The sequence below is a fragment of the Methylobacterium sp. E-065 genome (genome assembly GCF_022829605.1).
In the GTDB taxonomy this organism is placed as follows: Bacteria; Pseudomonadota; Alphaproteobacteria; order Rhizobiales; family Beijerinckiaceae; genus Methylobacterium.
In genome coordinates, this window is record NZ_JAKSYD010000235.1 from 65,902 (window position 1) to 83,255 (window position 17,354).

Consider the following 17,354-nt stretch of genomic DNA (forward strand, 5'->3'; position numbering starts at 1 on the left):
CGCGCCGGCGGATCGGCACCACCGGTCAAAGGTGTACCGCGGGCTCTGTCGGCGCGACGCGTGATGCTACCGCCCCGGTACCCCCGGATCGATCGCCGGCAATTCGCCCGCGGGGAGTCCGGCGCCGGCCTGGGCCTGCGCGCCGCCGGTGCCGCGGGCGCGATTGGCCAGCGCCACGGTCAGGCGCTCGGCGGTCTCGGGCTGCATCACGGCCAGTACCTCGGCCATCTTGCGCGGGTTCATCGCCAGCACGATCGGCACCAGCACGTCGTGGCCCAGCCGGTCGAACACCCGTGCGGCGTCCTTGGGCTTCATGGACTCGTACATCGTGACGATGTTCTTGAGCCCCTGCTTCTCGGCATCCTCCTTCGCCTTGGCGACCGTTTCAACTTTGTCCTCGGCCTTCTTGAGATCACCGAGGCCGGTTTCAAGCTTCCGCTCGGCTTCACCCAGCATTTTCTCGCGCAGATCCAGCTCGTCGCTCTTCTCGCGCAGGGCGTCGCGCCGGGCACCGAGCTTTTCCAGAAGCACGCGCTCTGTGGGCGAGGCCGGGCCCTGTGCGGCGGGCGGCGCCTCCGGGGGCTTCTCGACTGGCTTCTCGGCGGGAGCGGCCTTCTCCTCCTTGCCGCCCACCGAGCCCGTGGTGACGGGGTCGGGGACGTCGAAACCGGTGCGGGCGCGGGCCACCGCCCGTCCGTAATCCGGCAGCGCGCCGCTCTCCGGAAGGCCGACCTGGATCAGGCTGAGCAGCTTGAGGACGAGGAGCCCCGCCGCCGCCAGCGCCACGGCATCGACGAGGCGCAGCCGCCTCGTCGATGCCGGCTTGGCGCGCACCGGCTTGGGGGGCGCGCTCCGCAGCGCCGTGCCGGCGCGGCGAATCTTCGCCTCGGGATCCGGCTTCGGCGGCGGGATCTTCGGAGCTTTGACTCCAGTCACGCGGCGCGCGCCCGGACGCGGGCGAGCGCGCGCTCACTCATGGCCAGTGCTGCCGCGGCGGCGGCCCCGAGCCGCTCCCCGTTCGGGCTCGACGGCTCGGGTCGACGCAGAGGCTGAACCTCGGGCTCGGTCACGACCTGCGGGGGAGGGACAGGCACATGCGCGGGCTCCGGCCGGGCCGGCACCGCGCGCATCTGCGCCACGATGGCGCCGATGCGGGTCACCACCGTCTCGCCGGCCTCGACCTGCAGCTTCAGCTCGGCGGATCGGGCAGCCGCGGAATCCAGGCTGGCATTGAGGGTGCGGTCGGCATCGTCGATGGCGGCGCGCAGGCCCGCGATGGCGCGCTCGGCCGAGCCGGTCGCCACCATCAGGTCGCCGATGGTCTGGCGCAGGGCCGCCTCGTCGCCCTTGAGCTGACCGATCCGGCGCGACAGCCGCAGGGAGGTGACGATTGTCGCCGCCAACAGAACCGCCACCAGGATGTCGGCGGCGAGGGTGACGAAGAGACTCATGACGGCACCCTCAACACCCTAATTGTCCGACCGGTTGTTCATCGAGGCCTCGTAGGCCTGGATGGTCGTGCGCGAGCGCCGCAGCGGGCGGGTGACCTGCACGGCGATGTGGCCGTCGACCCGGCCGATCCGCCCCTGCGTCAGAGCCCAGTCGCCGCAGCGCACGGTGATCAGATCCGACGGCTTGGCGTCGAACATCAGCGTCTCGCCGACCTTGAGGTTCATGACCTGCTTCAACGGCAGCATCATCTCGTGCAGAACCGCCTCCATGGTCACGTCGGCCTGCCAGATCTCGGTGGCGAGGTGGCCCTCCCAGACGTGGTCGCGGCCGAGCTTCTCGCCCATGAAACTCTGGGTGAGCAGTTCCCGGATCGGCTCGATCGTGGCGTAGGGGAACAGGATCTGCAGCATGCCGCCGCGCCCGTCGACATCGAGGCGCAGGCTGATCAGGATCGCGGCGTTACCCGGCCGCGTGATCGTGGCGAAGCGTGGGTTGGTCTCGATCCGGTCGATGCCGAAGGTCACCGGCGAGAGTGGCTGGAACGACATCTCCAGGTCGCCCAGCACGATCTCCACCAAGCGACGCACCAGCGTCATCTCGATGGCGGTGAACGGCCGCCCGTCGAGGCGGCTCGACGTGCCGCCGCGCTTGCCGCCGAGCAACAGGTCGAAAGTCGCGTAGGCGAGGTTGGAATCGACCGTGACGAGGCCGGAATTCTCCCATTGCTCGGCCCGGAACACGCCGAGCAGGGTCGGCAGCGGGATCGCATTGAGGTAGTCGCCGAATCGGACCGAGGTGATGTTGTCGAGCGTGACCTCGACGTTGTCCTGGAACAGGTTGCGCAGGGAGGTCGACAGCAACCGGATCATCCGGTCGAAGACGATCTCCAGCATCGGCAGGCGTTCGTACTGGACGACGCCCGAATCGACGATGGCCTGCACGCCCCCGGCCCCGGAGGCCGAGAGCTCGCGCATGGAGAAGCCGAGGACGCCGTCGATCTCGTCCTGGTTGAGCACCCGGTCGTTGCCGGCGAGTTCGGGGAGGTTGTCGCTCTCCCCGTCCTCGATCATCGTCGCCCACTCGGCGGCGACGTCTCCGGCGCTGCGCGTGGTGCCCTGCTCGGCAAGCGCCGCGCCCCATTCCTCGGCGAGCGACGAGTCGCCGCCCTCGGCGCCCTGCTCCAGCAGAGCCGCCGACCAGTCGTCCTCGGGGAGTTCGTCCTCGGGTTCCATCAGGCGTGCGCCGAAACGGTGACGGGAAGGGGTTGAGTCACTGGACGATCACGTCCTTGAACAGCACCGCCTCGACCCGGGCCGGATAGAGGGCGATGTTTACGCGGCGCAGCAGCTCCTCGCGCAGCCGGAACAGACCGAGCGAGCTGGTCAGGTCGCTGGGGCGCAACTCGCGCATGTAGACCTGCAGCGCGTCCTCGACGCGCGGCATCATCGGCTTCACTTCCTCCTCGACCTTGGCATCCTTGAGTTCGAGGGCGAGGCGGACCTTGGCGTACTTGGTCTTGTCCTGCGGCAGATCGGCGCTGAGGTTCAGCATCATCTCGCGGACTTCGACGAACACCACCGGCTTCTTGCCGTCCGTGCCGGCCTTGTCGCCACCGCCATGCCCGCCCCCGTGAGAATCCCCGGCAGCCTCCGCGCCGTCGCCATGTCCGCCGCGGCCCATCATCAGGAAGGCGCCCCCGCCGCCGCCGAGCAGCAAGACCGCGGCGGCCACCATGATCATGAGCTTCTTCTTGCCCTTCGGGGCGGCGGCGGCTCCGGCCTCGCCCTCCTCGGCAGAGGCCTTCTTGGGCGTCTTGGCCATGGAATAATGCTCTCTCGCGGATATCCGCGCTCGGGTACGGCCCGATATCGAAGCATCAGGGTTAACGCGCCGTTAAGCCGGCAATTCCTGCCGGGCGAGGATTGCCGCAGCACAGCCGCGACCTGCCGCCAGGGCCAACAGACTCCGACCTAAGTCTTTAAAACAGTTCGTAAAATCAGATCTGGCACCGCTGGCACGGCGCATGCTGAATGGATCGTTGCCGCCACCGCGGCGGCGAGTCCCAGAGTTCACGATGCAGAATGCCCTCTTCATCGGCGTATCGAGCCAAGTGGCGCTCCAGCGCGAGCTGGACGTGATCGCCAACAACATGGCGAACGTCTCGACCAACGGGTTCAAGTCCCGCAGCACCCGCTTCCAGGAGTACCTGATGCCGGTGGCGAGCGCGGATTCCTTCGCGCGCCCGGATCGGCGCCTCTCCTACGTCATCGACCAGGGCACCACCCTCGACCTCGGCCAGGGCCCGGTCGAGCAGACCGGCAACCCGCTCAACGTCGCCGTCAAGGGCTCGGCCTTCATCGCCGTGCAGACGCCCCAGGGCGAGCGCTACACCCGCAACGGCGCCTTCGAGATCAATCCGCAGGGCACCCTGGTGACCAGCGACGGCTACCCCGTCGCGGGCGACGGCGGCCCGATCTCCATCAACGCGCAGGAGACCGGGCTGGCCATCGGAGCGGACGGCACGGTCTCGACCAACCTCGGCATCCGCGGCCGGATCAAGCTCGTCAGCTTCGCCAACCCGCAGCAGCTCACCAACGAGGGAGGCAACCTGTTCGCCTCCGGGGAGGCCGGCCAACCGGCCGGGCTCGACGGCCGCCTGGAAGCCGGGGCGCTGGAGCGCTCCAACGTCCGCCCGGTGCTCGAGATGACCCGGCTGATGGACGTGAACCGCACCTACACCATGGTGTCGAGCATGATCTCGCGCCTCGACGAGTTGCGGGGCTCGGCGATCAGCCGCCTCGCCAACGTCGCCTAAGGGGGCCTTGAGCGATGCGCGCCCTCTACTCTGCCGCCACCGGCATGGCGGCCCAGGAACTGAACGTCCAAGTCATCTCCAACAACATCGCGAACCTGCGCACCACCGGCTACAAGCGCCAGCAGGTCCATTTCCAGGATCTGCTCTACCAGAACTTGCGCCGGGCCGGCTCCTCGACCTCCGAGCAGAACACGCAGCTCCCCGCCGGGCTGGCGATCGGCTCGGGCGTGAAGACGACCTCGACGGCCCGGGTGATGTCGCAGGGCACGCTCACCTCGACCGAGAAGGATTACGACGTCGCCATCCGCGGCGAGGGCTTCTTCCGGCTGACGATGCCGGACGGCCGCACCGGCTACACCCGGGACGGCTCCTTCGACCTCTCGGCCACGGGCCAACTCGTCACCCGCGACGGCTACCTGCTCGATCCGGCGATCACCGTGCCGCAGACCGCGACCTCGGTGACGATCAGCGCCACCGGCGCCGTGCAGGCGACGCTGCCGGGCCAGACCGCGCCCCAGGCGCTCGGCCAGTTCCAGCTCTCGCGCTTCGTCAACAAGGTCGGCCTCGAATCGATCGGCGACAACCTGTTCGTGGAGACCGCCGCCTCCGGCCCGGCGATCAGCGCGCTGCCGGGGTCCGAGGGCTTCGGCAACCTCCAGCAGAGCTACCTCGAAGAGGCCAACGTGAACGCCGTCACGGAGATCTCGTCGTTGATCGCGGCCCAGCGCGCCTACGAGATGAACTCGAAGGTCGTCACCGCCGCCGACCAGATGCTCTCGACCGCCTCGCAGATGTTCCGCGGCTAACGCATCGCCCCGAACGATGGCCGCCGGCCGCCGGCGGACGACGATGCCGATCAGACAATCAGCCCTCAGGTTCCCGACGATGTATGCCGGCCTGCACCAAGACCCCGCCTCATCGGACTCCGCCTTCGAGGCCGCCATCCTGCCGCTCGTCAGCACGGCGGCGGACGAGAGCGATCTCAGCCCGATCGTCCGCCATGCCCGCCCGCGGGTCGCGCCCCTCGGCATGGCCGTGGTGCTCCGGACGGTGCTGGCCGTGCTGGCCTTCGCGACGCTCGGCGCACTGGCGATCCCCGCCATGGCGCGGGCCGAGGGCCTGCGCCTGCGCGGCGACGTGACCGCCCGTGGCGACGTGCTGACGCTGGCCGACCTCGTGGAGGAAGCGCCGACGGCGCTCGCCGCGCGGCCGCTGTTCCGCGCGCCCGCGCTGGGGGCCACCGGGACGATCCAGAGCCGCCGGATCCTTGACGCCGCCGCCGCCCTCGGCCTCACCGGCCTGGAGACCGGCGGCCGGATGCAGATCGCGGTCCAGCGGGCTGCCCGCCGCATCGGCCCGGTGGAGATCGAGGCCGCGCTCAAGCGCGGGCTTGAGACCGGCTACGGCCTCGATCCGCGCAATCTGTCGGTCCGGTTCGACGGCGACGGCCCGACGCTCCTGGCCCCCGCCGACCTCGCGGGCCAGGCCGCGGCCCTCGACCTGAGCTACGATCCGCGCTCCCGCCGGGTTGCGGGGCTCGTGAGCCTCGGCGAGCGGCAGGCGTCGCTGCGCGTCTCCGGCGTGGTCCTCGAAATGCGCGAGGTCGCTTTGCTCGCCCGCAACCTCGACCGCGGCGAGGCGGTCAAGGAGGGGGATTTCGCCCTGGAACGCCGGCCGCGCGATGCGGTCCCGGCGGACGCGCAGGCGAACGCCGGCGCCGTCGTCGGCGAAGTCGCCCAGCACGCGCTGGCGGCCGGGACCGTGCTCCGGATCAGCGACACGGCCCCGCCCGAGTTGGTCGCCCGGGGCGAGAACGTGACCATCGTGTACGAGACGCCGAGCGTCAGCCTCGCGATGCGCGGCCTCGCCAACCAGGGCGGGCGGCTCGGTGCCGTCGTCAACGTCGTCAACACCGCCTCGCAGAAGGTCCTGCAGGCGACCGTGATCGGCCCCGGCCGGGTCTCGGTCGGCCCCGGCCCCGCGCCCCAGCAACAACAAGCAGCCGCGGCCGCCCCGCTCCAGGCGACCGCCTCCTTGCGCTGATCGTCCGCTCCGCACGCGTTCACGAGTATCCCGGAAGAGTCCCCGATGGCCCCTCGCATCGCCCTGAAGCCGCTCGCCGCCGCGCTGATCGCCGGCGCGCTCGGCGCCTGCAACACCGCCGACCGGCTCTCGCAGGTCGGCGCGACCCCGGCGCTGTCGGCGATCGAGGACCCGACCACGCAGCCCGGCTACAAGCCGGTGCGGATGCCGATGCCCGACGTGCAGCCGGTCTCCTACGCGCCGAATTCGCTCTGGCGCACCGGCTCGCGCGCCTTCTTCAAGGACCAGCGCGCCGCTCGGCTCGGCGACATCCTGACCGTGAAGGTCAACGTTACCGATCAGGCCAACATCAGCAACGAGACCAAGCGGAGCCGGGCCAACACCGAGAGCTTCGGCCTGCCGAACGCCCTGGGTCTCGAGAACAATGCGGTCGGCAAGTCGCTCGGCGTGGGCGGCACGGCGTTGCTCGCCGCCACCTCGGCGACCGCCAACGACGGCGCCGGCTCGGTTCAGCGGGCCGAGACCGTGACGACCAACGTCGCCGCGGTGGTCACCCAGGTTCTGCCCAACGGCAACCTCGTTGTCGAGGGCAAGCAGGAGATCCGGGTCAATTTCGAGATCCGCGAGATGGTGGTGGCCGGCGTGGTCCGGCCGGAGGACATCGAATCCGACAACACCATCGATTCGGCCAAGATCGCCCAAGCCCGGATCGCCTATGGCGGCCGCGGCCAGATCACCGACGTGCAGCAGCCGCGCTACGGCCAGCAGATCGTGGATATCCTGCTGCCGTTCTGAGGCGGAGCGATCCTCTCGTTGCAGGGCGGCGTCCGGGAGGCGGCCTGCTCGAACCGCGCGCCGCACTCAGCCGAGCAGCTGAGCGGAGAAGCCTCGCTGAGCGAGAAGCTTCACCGCCTTCCTGTCGAAGGACACGAAAGTCTGACCTCCGAGCCGCATACCGTCATATGCGATGACCCCGTCGGCGAAATCGCCGCCGGCATCGAGCAAGACGAGCCCTGCTTCGACCGCGGGCAGGTTCAGCACCACGTTCGACGTCTTCATGAACAGCCGGATCGCGGCGGCAATCTCAGCGCGCGGCGCGTTGTAGGCCCGCTCCATCACCCAGGCGAGCTCGCAAAGCACGTGGACGCTGATCGCGACCGAGTCCGCCGCCCTCAACGCCTCGATCGCCTGCATCTGTTGCGTCTCATCCCCGGGGACTACGACGCGCAGCAGCACGTTCGTATCGACGGTGATCCTCATCCCTTCGTCAGACCGGCCTGAACCGCCGCTGCGGCCGCATCGGAAATGGCTTCGTTCAGGTCTTCGATCGACAGCCGCTTACCGTTCGTCTTGCCCGCGAAAAAGTTTTGCAGTGCGTCCCACGAGCCTTGGGACTGGTCCGCCGTCAGCTCGGCCCGTCCGTTCGGCAACAGATCGAGTCTGATCTTGTCACCGGGCCGGATCCCCAGATGATCCAGCACGTCGCTCTGGAACGTGACTTGGCCCTGCTCGGTGATCGTCAACGTCGTCATGGTGAGGCCTCCAGATCGAGCCTGATCCTACAACATCGTTTCGAGCTGCGGCAGCCGGTTGTCCGACACGGCCGATGCGCTCGCCCTCACCCCACAACGCTAACGCCGATGACCCTACTGGCTCGAACGGCGCGGTGATCAGCGCGACTCACCCCTTCGCCCCGACGCGCCTTCAGCCCGCCTCCTCCGGCTCCGGCCCGCGGGTGACGTCGAGCCCGGTGCCGACGCCCTGCGGCGGGCCGACCTTTACCGGGGCGCCGGTGCGGGCGGCCTCGTAGATCGCCTCCATCAGCACCTGATCCTGGAGCCCCTCCTCGCCGGGCGTGCGCGGGCGCAGGTTCTCCTGGATGCAGCGTGCGAAGTGGTCCATCTCCAGGGCGAACTGGTTCTTCGGGCTCAGGATGCGCTCGTCCCGGGCCGCGTTCTTGCCGTCGCGGTGGCCGACGAAGAGGCGCTGGCCCTGGTAGGCGAAGGCGTTCTGCAGATCGATGGACGCGTTGCTCGTGTGCAGAGTCAGGCTGCGCGCCTCGTAGACACCGTAGCTCGACAGGCACTGTGCGATCACGCCGGAGGGGAAGTGCAGCGTGAAGCTCACCGTCTCCTCGACCTCGCGATATTTCGGGTCGTCGGGCGGTGAATGGATCTGCGCCTGGATCAGGTCGGGCTCCTCGCCGAGCACCGCGCGGGTCGTGTTGAGGCAGTAGAGCCCGATATCCGGCAGCGAGCCGCCCCCCGCCAGAGCCTTGCGCAGACGCCATTGCTCGGGGAGGCCGGTGGTCTGACCGTTGAACGCCTGGATCATGCGGGGCTTGCCGAACTCGCCGGTGCGGGCGAGCTTGATGACCGCGCGGTTGTGCGGCTCGTACTGGCAGCGATAGGCGATCATCAGCTTGACGTTGGCCGCCGCGCAGGCCGCGATCATGTCCCGGCATTCCTGCGAGGAGACCGCCATCGGCTTCTCGCAGAGCACCTGCTTGCCGGCGGCGGCGGCCGCCACGACGTTGTCGCGATGCACGCCGTTCGGCGTCACCACGTAGACCGCCTGGACGTCCGGATTGGCCTTCAGCCGATCCCATTCGTCATAGCCGTAGACCGCATCCTCCGGCAGCCCGTACTGGTGCGCCACGAGCTTGGCCTTGTCGGGCGAGCCCGACATCACCGCGGCGAGCCGCGCGCGCTTGGTCTCGCCGAAGGCCGGCAGGATCTCGTCGAGGCTCAGGCGCCCGAGGCCGACGACGCAGTAGCCGAGCCGCTGACTGGGAGGCTGCGGAGCGGGCGTCGGCGCCGGCGGTCGGTCGCCCGATCCGCGCCAGTTCGGAAACATCACCTTCCCGCCCTGCACCGCCCCGGTATCGGCCGGGACCGCGGCTGCCGGAGGCGCCGCCTGCGCGCCGTTGCCGCCGATCGCAGCGCCCGCCAGGGCGCTGCCGGCAGCCAGGAGGGTGCGTCGAGAAAGCCGTGTGTCGTCCGCCATGGGCCTCGCCGTCTTGCTGATCGGAATGGCGCGCCGGGGCGCCAGGGGAGGGGCCGCGCACCGCCGAGGGCCGGCCCGCTCGCTCATTGAACGCCGTCAGGCCGTGCGGTGTTTCCCGCGGCGCACAGCTGCGTCGTCACGCGGCCGGCGGCGGATCCGGTGCCTCGACCTCGCCGCGGCGCTGCAATTGCAGGGCGACGAACCAGCACAGGCAGGCCCAGGCGGCGCCGATGCACCAGCCGGCCAGCACATCGCTTGGCCAGTGGACGCCGAGATAGATCCGGCTGATCCCGACGAGCAGCGTCACGCTCACGCCGAGGCCGAGCATCAGGGCCTTCGCGCGCCGGTTCCGTTCCACCCGCGCCACCAAGGTCGCCAGCGTCAGATAGGCGATGGCCGACATGGTGGCGTGGCCGCTGGGGAAGCTTGCGGTGAACACCTCCATGCCGTGCGGGACGAGATCCGGCCGGGGCCGCTGGTAGAAGAGCTTCAGCACCGTCGAGACCAGCTCGCCGCCGCCCACCGCGCCGAGCACGTAGAGGCCGATCCGCCGCCGGCCGGAGACGCCGAGATAGGCCGCTACCGCGCAGGTCAGGAACAACACCGTGAAGACGCTGCCCAGCCCGGTGATGTCACGCATCGTCTCCTCGAGCCAGGGCGGCCCGATCGGGTCGGCGAGGTCGGCCGGGTTGCGCAAAGCCAGCAGGATCCGGCGGTCGAGGGCTGCGGTCGAGCCCTCGCCGACCTCGTGCGCGAGATAGAAGAACCCGTAGCCCAGGATGCTGAGGCCGAGGAGCGCCACGAGGGGCCCGACCTCGTTGAGGCGCAGCCGCAGCCAAACCGCCGTGGCGGGCTCGATCAGGCGGTTGTGCCGCAGGCTGCCGGAGACTCTCACGGCATGGTCTCCGGGGACAGGACGGAGGTCATCAGGCGTTTTCCCCGAACGCAAAGCGCGCGACCGCCTCCCAGGGTCCCCCGAGATAGCGCCAGAGCTGCGTCGCCGGGGCCGTGAAGCGGAACGGCGCGAAACCGGCCTGGAGGTCTGCGTGGAGCGCGCGGGCCTTGTCCGGGGTGACCTTGTTCTGAACGGTCACATGCGGGCGCCAGCCCTGCCGGTCCTGTGCGGTGAGATCGGGCTCGAACGCCTTCGCGAGCCGGCCGCGAAACGCAGTCAGGGCTTCGGATTCAAGAACATAGGCGACACCGCGGCCGGTGAAGCGAACGCCCGTCACGGCGACCTCCGGCGGCGGCATCGTCCGGGCGAGCGTCGTGATGGTCTCGATGACGCCGCGCTCCCGTTCGCCGGGCAGGTGGTGAAACAGCGTCGCATGAACCGGGATAAAATTCAGCTTTTCGGGGAAGAACCGGCGCCGCTCGCCGTCGAAGCGCGCGAAGGTCGGCTCGTCGAAGGCCAGCGTCAGGATCAGGGGAGCTGCGTCTTGCATCGGGCCGAGATGGCGCCTGGAGCCCTCACGTCCAGTACAGCACCCGCGCCGCCGGCAAGTCCCGGGCGAGGCATTCGGTGAGATGGGTGCGCATCGCCTGCATCAGCGGCTTCGGAAAAACGTGCTTCACCGTGCCGAACTTGGTGCGCTTCTCCACCCGATCGGCCTCGTCGAGGGGCAAGTCCGAGCCCGGATACCAGCCGCGCAGCACCGCCTTCGAGCCGGGCGTGAAGCGGTGGGTGATGAGTTCGGCGGTCAGATCGAGATCCGGAGCGCCAGCCAGCGCGTCGGCGGCATCGCGGATCAGGGCGGCGTAGGCCGCCTCCCAATCCGGCACGGGCAGGATCGGCGCGATCGTCAGTCCGACCGGATAGCCCGCCCGCGCCATCTGGCCGAGCGCTGACAGCCGCGCGTCGAGGGTGTCGGTTCCGCCCTCGTAGCGGGCCGCCGGGCGGGCGTTGACCGAGACCCGGATGCGGGTGCGCCTGTTGTGCGGCAGGTCGAGGAGCGGCGCGACCGCGGCGAACTTCGTGGTGAAGCGCAGCTGCACCGGCGCATCCCAGGCTCCGAAATGCCGGATCGCCGCCGAGAGCGAGCCGGTGAGATGCTCGATGCCCAGCGGATCGGTGTAGCAGGAGGCCTCGAAGGTGGTGCCCTCCTGGGCCCGCTCGGCTGAGGCGGAGGTCACCGCGCCGCGCCCCAGATAGGCATCGAGGTTGCCCAGGATCGCGTCGAGATTGGCGTAGGCGCGCGTCACCGGCGGCCCCTGGAGCGAGCCCGCGAGGTAGCAATACTGGCAATGGGCCGGGCAGCCCTCCGCGAGGTCGAAGCGCCAGTCGGCCGAGGGCGGGATCGGCTGGAGCCGCAGCTTCGTCGGCGGTGCCACCGTGAGGGCGAGGGTCGCCTTGGCGGCCGTGTAGGCGCGCCGCGGGTCCGGCTCGCGCGGGCTCGGCAGGCGATTGGCCGACAGGCGCTCGACGGCCAAGCCCAGCGCCTCAGCGCGTGCCAGCATCGCCCGGCCATGGGCATGCTCGAGCGCCGCCGGCGTCACCAGCACCCGGCGCGGGCGCCACAGGCGAGCCGGGCGTTGCGCTCCGACCGGCGCTTCGACGGGGTCTTCGAGAGCCAGGGCGGGGGAGGACGGCATCTCTGTCGAACGCGGAGCTGCACGTCGCGGGTCCGGTCTAGTCGCCCGGTCGCGGTGCGGCTAAAGCACCGCCATGTCTGCAGGCAGGGAGAGCGTTCATGTCGGCCGCGATGGCTGGTTGTTTCTCATCGGGGGCACCAACCGCGTCCTCGACCGCTATCGCGGCGGTCTGCGCCACTGGCTGCTGCTGCGCGGCTGGGCGCGGCTGATCCGGGCCCGCGCCCGGCGCGCGGAGCGCCTCGGCATCCGCTGCCTCCACGTGATCGTACCCGAGAAGCTGTCGGTCTACGACGACAGGACCGACGGCCTGCGCTACGACCCGGCCAAGGCCTCGACCCGCCGCCTCGCAAGGCTTCTCGCGCGTCACCCCGCCTATCTCGATCTCCTCGCCCCGCTCCGAGCCGCGCGCAGCGGGGCGGTGCCGCTCTACCTGCGCACCGACACCCATTGGACCCTGCAGGGCTGCCTGCTCGCCTACCGCGAGATCATGCGGGTCCTCGGGGCCATCCCGCCGGCCGATATCGGGGCACGCCCGCAGATCGTCTCGGACGAGCTGATGGATCTCGGCGAGAAGCTCCGCGAGCGGCCGCGGGAGCGCATCGAGCGGTTCATGCTGCAGCGCGATTCACGCCGGGTCGAGACCGGGCCGCTGCTGGCTACCTACGAGGCGGAGGGGCGCGACCGAGAGGTGCATGTCGGCGCGCATGTCGTCTACCGGAACGACACGCCCACCGCCGATCCGCGCCGGCTCGTCCTGTTCGGCGATTCCTGCGCGCATTTCGACCCGTTCATGCTGACCGGGCTCCTCGCCGAGAGTTTCAGCGAGGTCCACTTCGTCTGGTCGTCGGGCCTCGACTGGCCCTACATCGAGCGCGTCCGCCCCGACATCCTGCTGTTCGAGGTGGCGGAGCGGTTCCTCGCACGCCTGCCGAAGGACGATTTCGACGTCACGGTCGCGGGCCAGCGCGGCACCGGCGGACGACTGGCGCAGATCCGGCAGGGCGGCCTGGAGGCGCGATCGGCAGCCGGTCAGTAGATCGCGGTCGCGGTGTCCATGACGGCGAAGTCGTTGATGCTCGCCGCCTGATACTTGGCGAAGGATTCCGGAGCGTAGGCGATCCCGATCATGAGGACGAGCAGGGTCGCGAGGCAGGCCAGCGTCGCCGTGACCACGTCCGCGTGGCGTCTCAGAGCGTGGATCACCAGGCATCCGAACGTGAACAGGGCCGCCTCGGCGACGGGCACCAGCGCGAACGTCATCACTCCATCTCCATACAGGTCTCGCTCGGCCGGTCCGACCGCGCCGGATGGAGAGATGGCGCATTTTGCTGCACTGCAACAGAAGAGCACGCGCAAGCCTGCCTTGCGCGGGAATCGCGGGCCGCTGGGAACGCCTTGCGCATCGGCCGAAATGCGACCGGCGTCTTCCCGCGAACGCCGCGAGACCCATCTGAGCGACGGATCGCGCGTGGACGGGATACGACGGGACGGGATACGACGATGGGACTTCTGGTGGACGGCGTCTGGCGCGATCAGTGGTACGACACCGCCGCCACGGGCGGCCGGTTCGAACGGAAGGCGTCAAGCTTCCGCAACTGGGTGACCGCCGATGGTTCGCCGGGGCCCTCGGGCGAGGGCGGCTTTCCCGCAGAGCCGGGACGCTACCACCTCTACGTCTCGTTGGCCTGTCCCTGGGCCCACCGGACCCTGATCGGCCGCGCCCTGAAGGGGTTGGAGGCGGCGATCGGCGTCTCGGTGGTCGATCCGCATATGGGCGCGGAGGGCTGGGTGTTCGGGAACACGCCGGGCGCGACACCGGACCCGATCCACGGCGCGCAACGCCTGTACGAGGTCTATCTGGCGGCGGAACCGACCTATACCGGCCGCGTGACGGTGCCGGTGCTCTGGGACCGGCAGCGCTCCACGATCGTGTCGAACGAATCCGCCGAAATCCTGCGGATGCTGAACGGCGCCTTCGGCGGCACCGGACCCGACCTATATCCCGAGGATCTGCGCCCCGAGATCGACGCGCTGAACACCCGCATCTACGACCGGGTGAACAACGGCGTGTACAAGGCGGGCTTCGCCACCGCACAGGCGGCCTACGCGGACGCCTTCGAGGCCCTGTTCGCGGAACTCGACGCCTTGGAGGCGCGCCTCGACCGCGGCCGGTACCTGTGCGGCGCCCGGCTGACCGAAGCGGATGTCCGGCTGTTCACCACCCTGGTGCGTTTCGACGCGGTCTATGTCGGCCACTTCAAGTGCAACCGGCGCCGGATCGCGGACTACCCCAACCTGTCGAACTACCTGCGCGATCTCTACGCGCTCCCGGGCGTCGCGCCGACCGTGGATCTCACGCACATCAAGCGGCACTATTACGAGAGCCACCCGACCATCAATCCGACCGGCATCGTGCCGCTCGGGCCGGAGCTCGATTTTTCCGCGCCCAACGACCGGGCCTTGCGATACGCGGCGTAGCCGGAACCCGCGTCACCGCTGCGCGGCTTCGCTCGGCGCACGGGCCCGACCGTGTTCGTCCCGCGGCCCGACACCCGTCCGTCGGGCCGTGGGCCTCGACGGCCGGCGCGCGGAGCCTAGTTCGGCCTTCAACCGGAGGATGCCCGACACGCCATGACGAATCGTCTGCGCCTTGCCCTGTTCTGCGCCCTGTCCAGTCTGCCCGCATCCGCGCACGCCCAGGCGGCCTTGCGGCTCGAGGGGACCTGCGAGAAGCTCGTGATCGGCACGCAGGATCTGAGCGCCGCCTGCAGCAACGTCCTGACCAATGCGGTGAGCCGCAACCGCACGAGCTTCGACTTCACCACCTCGGACGGCCAGACGATCGGCTTCAGCGGCAACGGAGCGCAGCAGGAGGCCACCGAGGAATCCGACCCGCTGCAGCCGATCAACGTCGTGACCATCGGCAAGGACGCAGCCCCGACGCTGGCGATCGGCGCCTGCCGCTTTTCCACACCGGAGCCGGGGCGCACGGCGATCACCTGCGAGGCGAGCGCGGCGGATGGGCGCCCCTTCGCGGGGACCTTCGTGACGGCCGCCAGAGCCGCCGCAGGCGCGCCGGCCTCCCCGCCAGCTCGCTGAGCAGGGTCGCCGATCCGGACTGGTCAGACGGGCCTGCAAGCCCCATTTAACAGGCTCCAGCAAAAAGGTTCCGAAGCCAGACCGATGCTCAATGACAGCCTCGCCGGAGGCGCTCCCTCGGCCGTCGATACCGGCTCCTTGATCAAGGATACGACCACCGCGAGCTTCCGTCAGGATGTGATCGCCGAGTCGATGCATCGGCCTGTCCTGGTCGATTTCTGGGCGCCCTGGTGCGGGCCCTGCAAGCAGCTGACGCCGGTCCTGGAGAAGGTCGTCAAGGAGGCCGCAGGCGCCGTCGCCCTGGTGAAGATGAACATCGACGAGCATCCCTCGATTGCGGGTCAGCTCGGCATCCAGTCGATCCCGGCGGTGATCGTCTTCCAGAAGGGTCAGCCGGTCGACGGCTTCATGGGCGCGGTCCCGGAGAGCCAGATCAAGGAGCTGATCGGGCGGATCGCCGGGCCGGCCGAGGATCCGGTCGAGGCCGCGCTCGCGGATGCGGCCGCCCTGATCGAGGAGGGCGACCTCGCGGGCGCCTCCGAGATCTATGCGGCGGTTCTGGAGCAGCAGCCCGACAACGTGCCGGCGCTGGCGGGCCTCGCCAAGATGCAGCTCGACGCCGGTGAGGTCGAGAACGCCAAGCAGGTTATGGCGATGGTGCCGGAGGCGAAGGCCAATGACCCGGCGCTCGCCGGCATTCGCGCCGCCCTGGAGCTCGCCGAGCAGGCCGCCTCGCTGGGCGACCTCGCCGGCCTGCAGCGTGCGGTCGAGGCCGATCCGGATGCCCATCAGGCGCGGTTCGACCTTGCCCTGGGGCTGGCCGCCCGGGGCGAGCGCGGACAGGCGGTCGATCACCTGATCGAGCTGCGCAAGCGCGACAAGGACTGGAACGAGGACGGGGCGCGCAAGCAGCTCCTGCAATTCTTCGAGGCCTGGGGCGTGATGGATCCGGACACGATCCGCGGGCGGCGCAAGCTCTCGACGCTTCTGTTCTCGTAAGGCGTCGTCCCGCGACCGGGGCACCCGTGAGGGCGCTCTTCGCCGAAGAGATTTCAGCTCGGCGCAGGCGAACGCATCACAGTTAGGCCCTGGGGCGGACCGGATCGCGCGGCGATCGGGGACAGCGCCCCAAGCAGGTTCAGCACAAGTGGCCGCCGGTTTTGCGATCAAAACCTGCGAGCGGCCAAGAAACTAAGCACCGTTGCGTCGGCCCGCCGACGCGACACTGCTTAGTCCCTTCGGGAGGCGCCATGAGCACCCAATCGAGCTACAAGGGCCCGGCGGATTGTCCCGCGGTGATCCCTGTCTTCCCCCTCTCGGGCGCGCTGCTGCTGCCGCGCGGTCAGATGCCGCTGAACGTGTTCGAGCCCCGCTATCTGGCGATGGTCGACGACGCGATGCGCACCGACCGGATCATCGGGATCATCCAGCCGGATCCCGAGAACTCGGGCGCCACGAATCCGAAGCTCTACCGCGTCGGCTGCGCCGGCCGGATCACGCAATACGCCGAGACCGGCGACGGCCGTTACCTGATCTCGCTCACCGGCGTCAGCCGTTTCCGCATCGAGAGCGAGTTGGCCTCCGCCAGCCTGTACCGGCGCTGCCACGTCTCGTACGACACCTTCGCGGTGGACTTCGCGCCCCGCGCGGGCGAGGAGCATGTCGACCGTGCGGGTGTGCTCAAGGCGTTGCGCGACTTCGTGGATTCGAACGACCTGAAGGTGGATTGGGCGGGGATCGACGAGGCGCCCGACGAGGCGCTGGTCAACGCCCTCTGCATGATGAGTCCGTTCGGCGTCCGCGAGAAGCAGGCGATGCTGGAAGCCCCCGACCTGAAGACCCGGGCCGAGATCCTGATCGCGGTCACCCAGATGGAACTGATTCGCGGCGCAGGCCCCGAATCGACGATGCAGTAGGTTTCACGCACGATGAGCAACGAGCTGACAGCCCCCGTCGAGGCGACCCGCGTCGACCCGAAGCTCCTGGAAATCCTGGTCTGCCCGCTGACCAAGGGCACGCTGGAATACGACGCTGCCCGCCAGGAGCTGATCAGCCGCTCGGCCAAGCTCGCCTACCCGATCCGCGACGGCATCCCGATCATGCTGCCCGAGGAAGCACGGCCGCTGATGGATTGAGCCGAGGCGGGATTCTGCGGGACGACGCGCGGCGTTTGCGGCGTCTCCCGCCGAGACAGCTATCGTATTTGACCGATCGGTGGCGGCTTGGGTCTCTCCTCCGCTTGACGGGGAGGGGTTGGAGGTAAGGGGGGCGCAGGATCGAACGCCGCGTTTCCTTCTGAACCACCCCCACCCCTGACCCCTCCCCGCAAGGGGGAAGGGAAAAGGCG

The 17,354-nt window shown here is 69.5% G+C and carries 21 protein-coding genes; 10 read left to right on the plus strand and 11 right to left on the minus strand.

The genetic code is table 11. The features are described 5' to 3' along the window. Positions 1-66: 66 nt before the first annotated feature. From MKK84_RS27635 to fliL, 4 genes are read right to left on the minus strand one after another with little or no spacing between them, the layout of a single operon-like run. Positions 67-936, minus strand: a complete 870-nt coding sequence (locus MKK84_RS27635) for a MotE family protein (protein ID WP_243925234.1) — start codon at positions 934-936, stop codon at positions 67-69. Further along, entirely contained in the window at positions 933-1,451 is a 519-nt protein-coding gene (locus tag MKK84_RS27640) for a DUF6468 domain-containing protein (protein WP_243925235.1), read from the minus strand. Before MKK84_RS27640 ends, MKK84_RS27635 begins: the two co-directional genes overlap by 4 nt. Before the next feature lie 18 nt (positions 1,452-1,469). Then, a complete protein-coding gene (gene fliM / locus MKK84_RS27645) occupies positions 1,470-2,687 on the minus strand; it encodes a flagellar motor switch protein FliM (protein WP_243925259.1) in 1,218 nt (405 codons plus the stop codon). Between the two features lie 34 nt (positions 2,688-2,721). Continuing rightward, positions 2,722-3,273 (minus strand): flagellar basal body-associated protein FliL, encoded by a 552-nt coding sequence (gene fliL / locus MKK84_RS27650; RefSeq protein ID WP_243925236.1) that lies wholly within the window; start codon positions 3,271-3,273, stop codon positions 2,722-2,724. A gap of 253 nt (positions 3,274-3,526) precedes the next feature. On the opposite strand from fliL, the gene flgF reads away from it, so the two are divergent. The 4 genes from flgF (at position 3,527) to flgH (ending at position 7,105) form a co-directional block, all read left to right on the plus strand. Next, the gene (gene flgF / locus MKK84_RS27655; RefSeq protein WP_243925237.1) at positions 3,527-4,267 is read left to right on the plus strand and encodes a flagellar basal-body rod protein FlgF; all 741 of its coding nucleotides are present in this window, start codon (positions 3,527-3,529) and stop codon (positions 4,265-4,267) included. Positions 4,268-4,281: 14 nt separating this feature from the next. After that, positions 4,282-5,073, plus strand: coding sequence for a flagellar basal-body rod protein FlgG (flgG, locus tag MKK84_RS27660; RefSeq protein ID WP_243925238.1), 792 nt, complete (start codon positions 4,282-4,284; stop codon positions 5,071-5,073). 79 nt (positions 5,074-5,152) lie between these two features. Beyond that, on the plus strand, positions 5,153-6,310 hold the full coding sequence (gene flgA, locus MKK84_RS27665; protein WP_243925239.1) for a flagellar basal body P-ring formation chaperone FlgA: 1,158 nt from the start codon (positions 5,153-5,155) through the stop codon (positions 6,308-6,310). A 45-nt stretch (positions 6,311-6,355) separates the two neighbouring features. Then, the gene (flgH, locus tag MKK84_RS27670; protein WP_243925240.1) at positions 6,356-7,105 is read left to right on the plus strand and encodes a flagellar basal body L-ring protein FlgH; all 750 of its coding nucleotides are present in this window, start codon (positions 6,356-6,358) and stop codon (positions 7,103-7,105) included. 66 nt (positions 7,106-7,171) lie between these two features. Here flgH and MKK84_RS27675 read toward each other — a convergent pair whose 3' ends face one another. From MKK84_RS27675 to MKK84_RS27700, 6 genes are all read right to left on the minus strand, one after another. Further along, on the minus strand, positions 7,172-7,570 hold the full coding sequence (locus MKK84_RS27675) for a type II toxin-antitoxin system VapC family toxin (protein WP_243925241.1): 399 nt from the start codon (positions 7,568-7,570) through the stop codon (positions 7,172-7,174). Continuing rightward, on the minus strand, positions 7,567-7,842 hold the full coding sequence (locus tag MKK84_RS27680) for an AbrB/MazE/SpoVT family DNA-binding domain-containing protein (RefSeq protein ID WP_243925242.1): 276 nt from the start codon (positions 7,840-7,842) through the stop codon (positions 7,567-7,569). Before MKK84_RS27680 ends, MKK84_RS27675 begins: the two co-directional genes overlap by 4 nt. Before the next feature lie 172 nt (positions 7,843-8,014). Continuing rightward, a complete protein-coding gene (locus MKK84_RS27685) occupies positions 8,015-9,316 on the minus strand; it encodes a Gfo/Idh/MocA family protein (protein WP_243925243.1) in 1,302 nt (433 codons plus the stop codon). 136 nt (positions 9,317-9,452) lie between these two features. After that, positions 9,453-10,211 carry a phosphatase PAP2 family protein gene (locus tag MKK84_RS27690; RefSeq protein WP_243925244.1) on the minus strand — a complete coding sequence of 253 codons (759 nt, stop codon included), beginning with the start codon at positions 10,209-10,211 and terminating at the stop codon, positions 9,453-9,455. Positions 10,212-10,242: 31 nt separating this feature from the next. After that, positions 10,243-10,761, minus strand: a complete 519-nt coding sequence (locus tag MKK84_RS27695) for a 2'-5' RNA ligase family protein (protein WP_243925245.1) — start codon at positions 10,759-10,761, stop codon at positions 10,243-10,245. Between the two features lie 25 nt (positions 10,762-10,786). Continuing rightward, complete coding sequence (locus MKK84_RS27700; RefSeq protein ID WP_243925246.1) at positions 10,787-11,908, minus strand: SPL family radical SAM protein; 1,122 nt, start codon at positions 11,906-11,908, stop codon at positions 10,787-10,789. 73 nt (positions 11,909-11,981) lie between these two features. Here MKK84_RS27700 and MKK84_RS27705 point away from each other — a divergent pair, with 73 nt between their 5' ends. Further along, positions 11,982-12,944, plus strand: a complete 963-nt coding sequence (locus MKK84_RS27705) for an alginate O-acetyltransferase AlgX-related protein (protein WP_243925247.1) — start codon at positions 11,982-11,984, stop codon at positions 12,942-12,944. Here MKK84_RS27705 and MKK84_RS27710 read toward each other — a convergent pair. Next, entirely contained in the window at positions 12,938-13,168 is a 231-nt protein-coding gene (locus MKK84_RS27710; RefSeq protein ID WP_243925248.1) for a hypothetical protein, read from the minus strand. The genes MKK84_RS27705 and MKK84_RS27710 overlap by 7 nt on opposite strands. A gap of 240 nt (positions 13,169-13,408) precedes the next feature. Between MKK84_RS27710 and MKK84_RS27715 the strand changes: the two genes are divergently transcribed. The 5 genes from MKK84_RS27715 to MKK84_RS27735 all read left to right on the plus strand — a co-directional run bounded on the left by MKK84_RS27715 (position 13,409) and on the right by MKK84_RS27735 (position 17,142). Next, positions 13,409-14,386, plus strand: coding sequence for a glutathione S-transferase family protein (locus MKK84_RS27715; protein ID WP_243925249.1), 978 nt, complete (start codon positions 13,409-13,411; stop codon positions 14,384-14,386). 153 nt (positions 14,387-14,539) lie between these two features. Next, positions 14,540-15,007 (plus strand): hypothetical protein, encoded by a 468-nt coding sequence (locus tag MKK84_RS27720; RefSeq protein ID WP_243925250.1) that lies wholly within the window; start codon positions 14,540-14,542, stop codon positions 15,005-15,007. An 84-nt stretch (positions 15,008-15,091) separates the two neighbouring features. Further along, positions 15,092-16,006: a thioredoxin gene (gene trxA / locus MKK84_RS27725; RefSeq protein WP_243925251.1), complete on the plus strand. Its 915-nt coding sequence runs from the start codon at positions 15,092-15,094 to the stop codon at positions 16,004-16,006. 251 nt (positions 16,007-16,257) lie between these two features. Further along, positions 16,258-16,923, plus strand: coding sequence for an LON peptidase substrate-binding domain-containing protein (locus MKK84_RS27730; protein WP_243925252.1), 666 nt, complete (start codon positions 16,258-16,260; stop codon positions 16,921-16,923). 12 nt (positions 16,924-16,935) lie between these two features. After that, a complete protein-coding gene (locus MKK84_RS27735) occupies positions 16,936-17,142 on the plus strand; it encodes a Trm112 family protein (protein ID WP_243925253.1) in 207 nt (68 codons plus the stop codon). Positions 17,143-17,354: the final 212 nt, after the last annotated feature.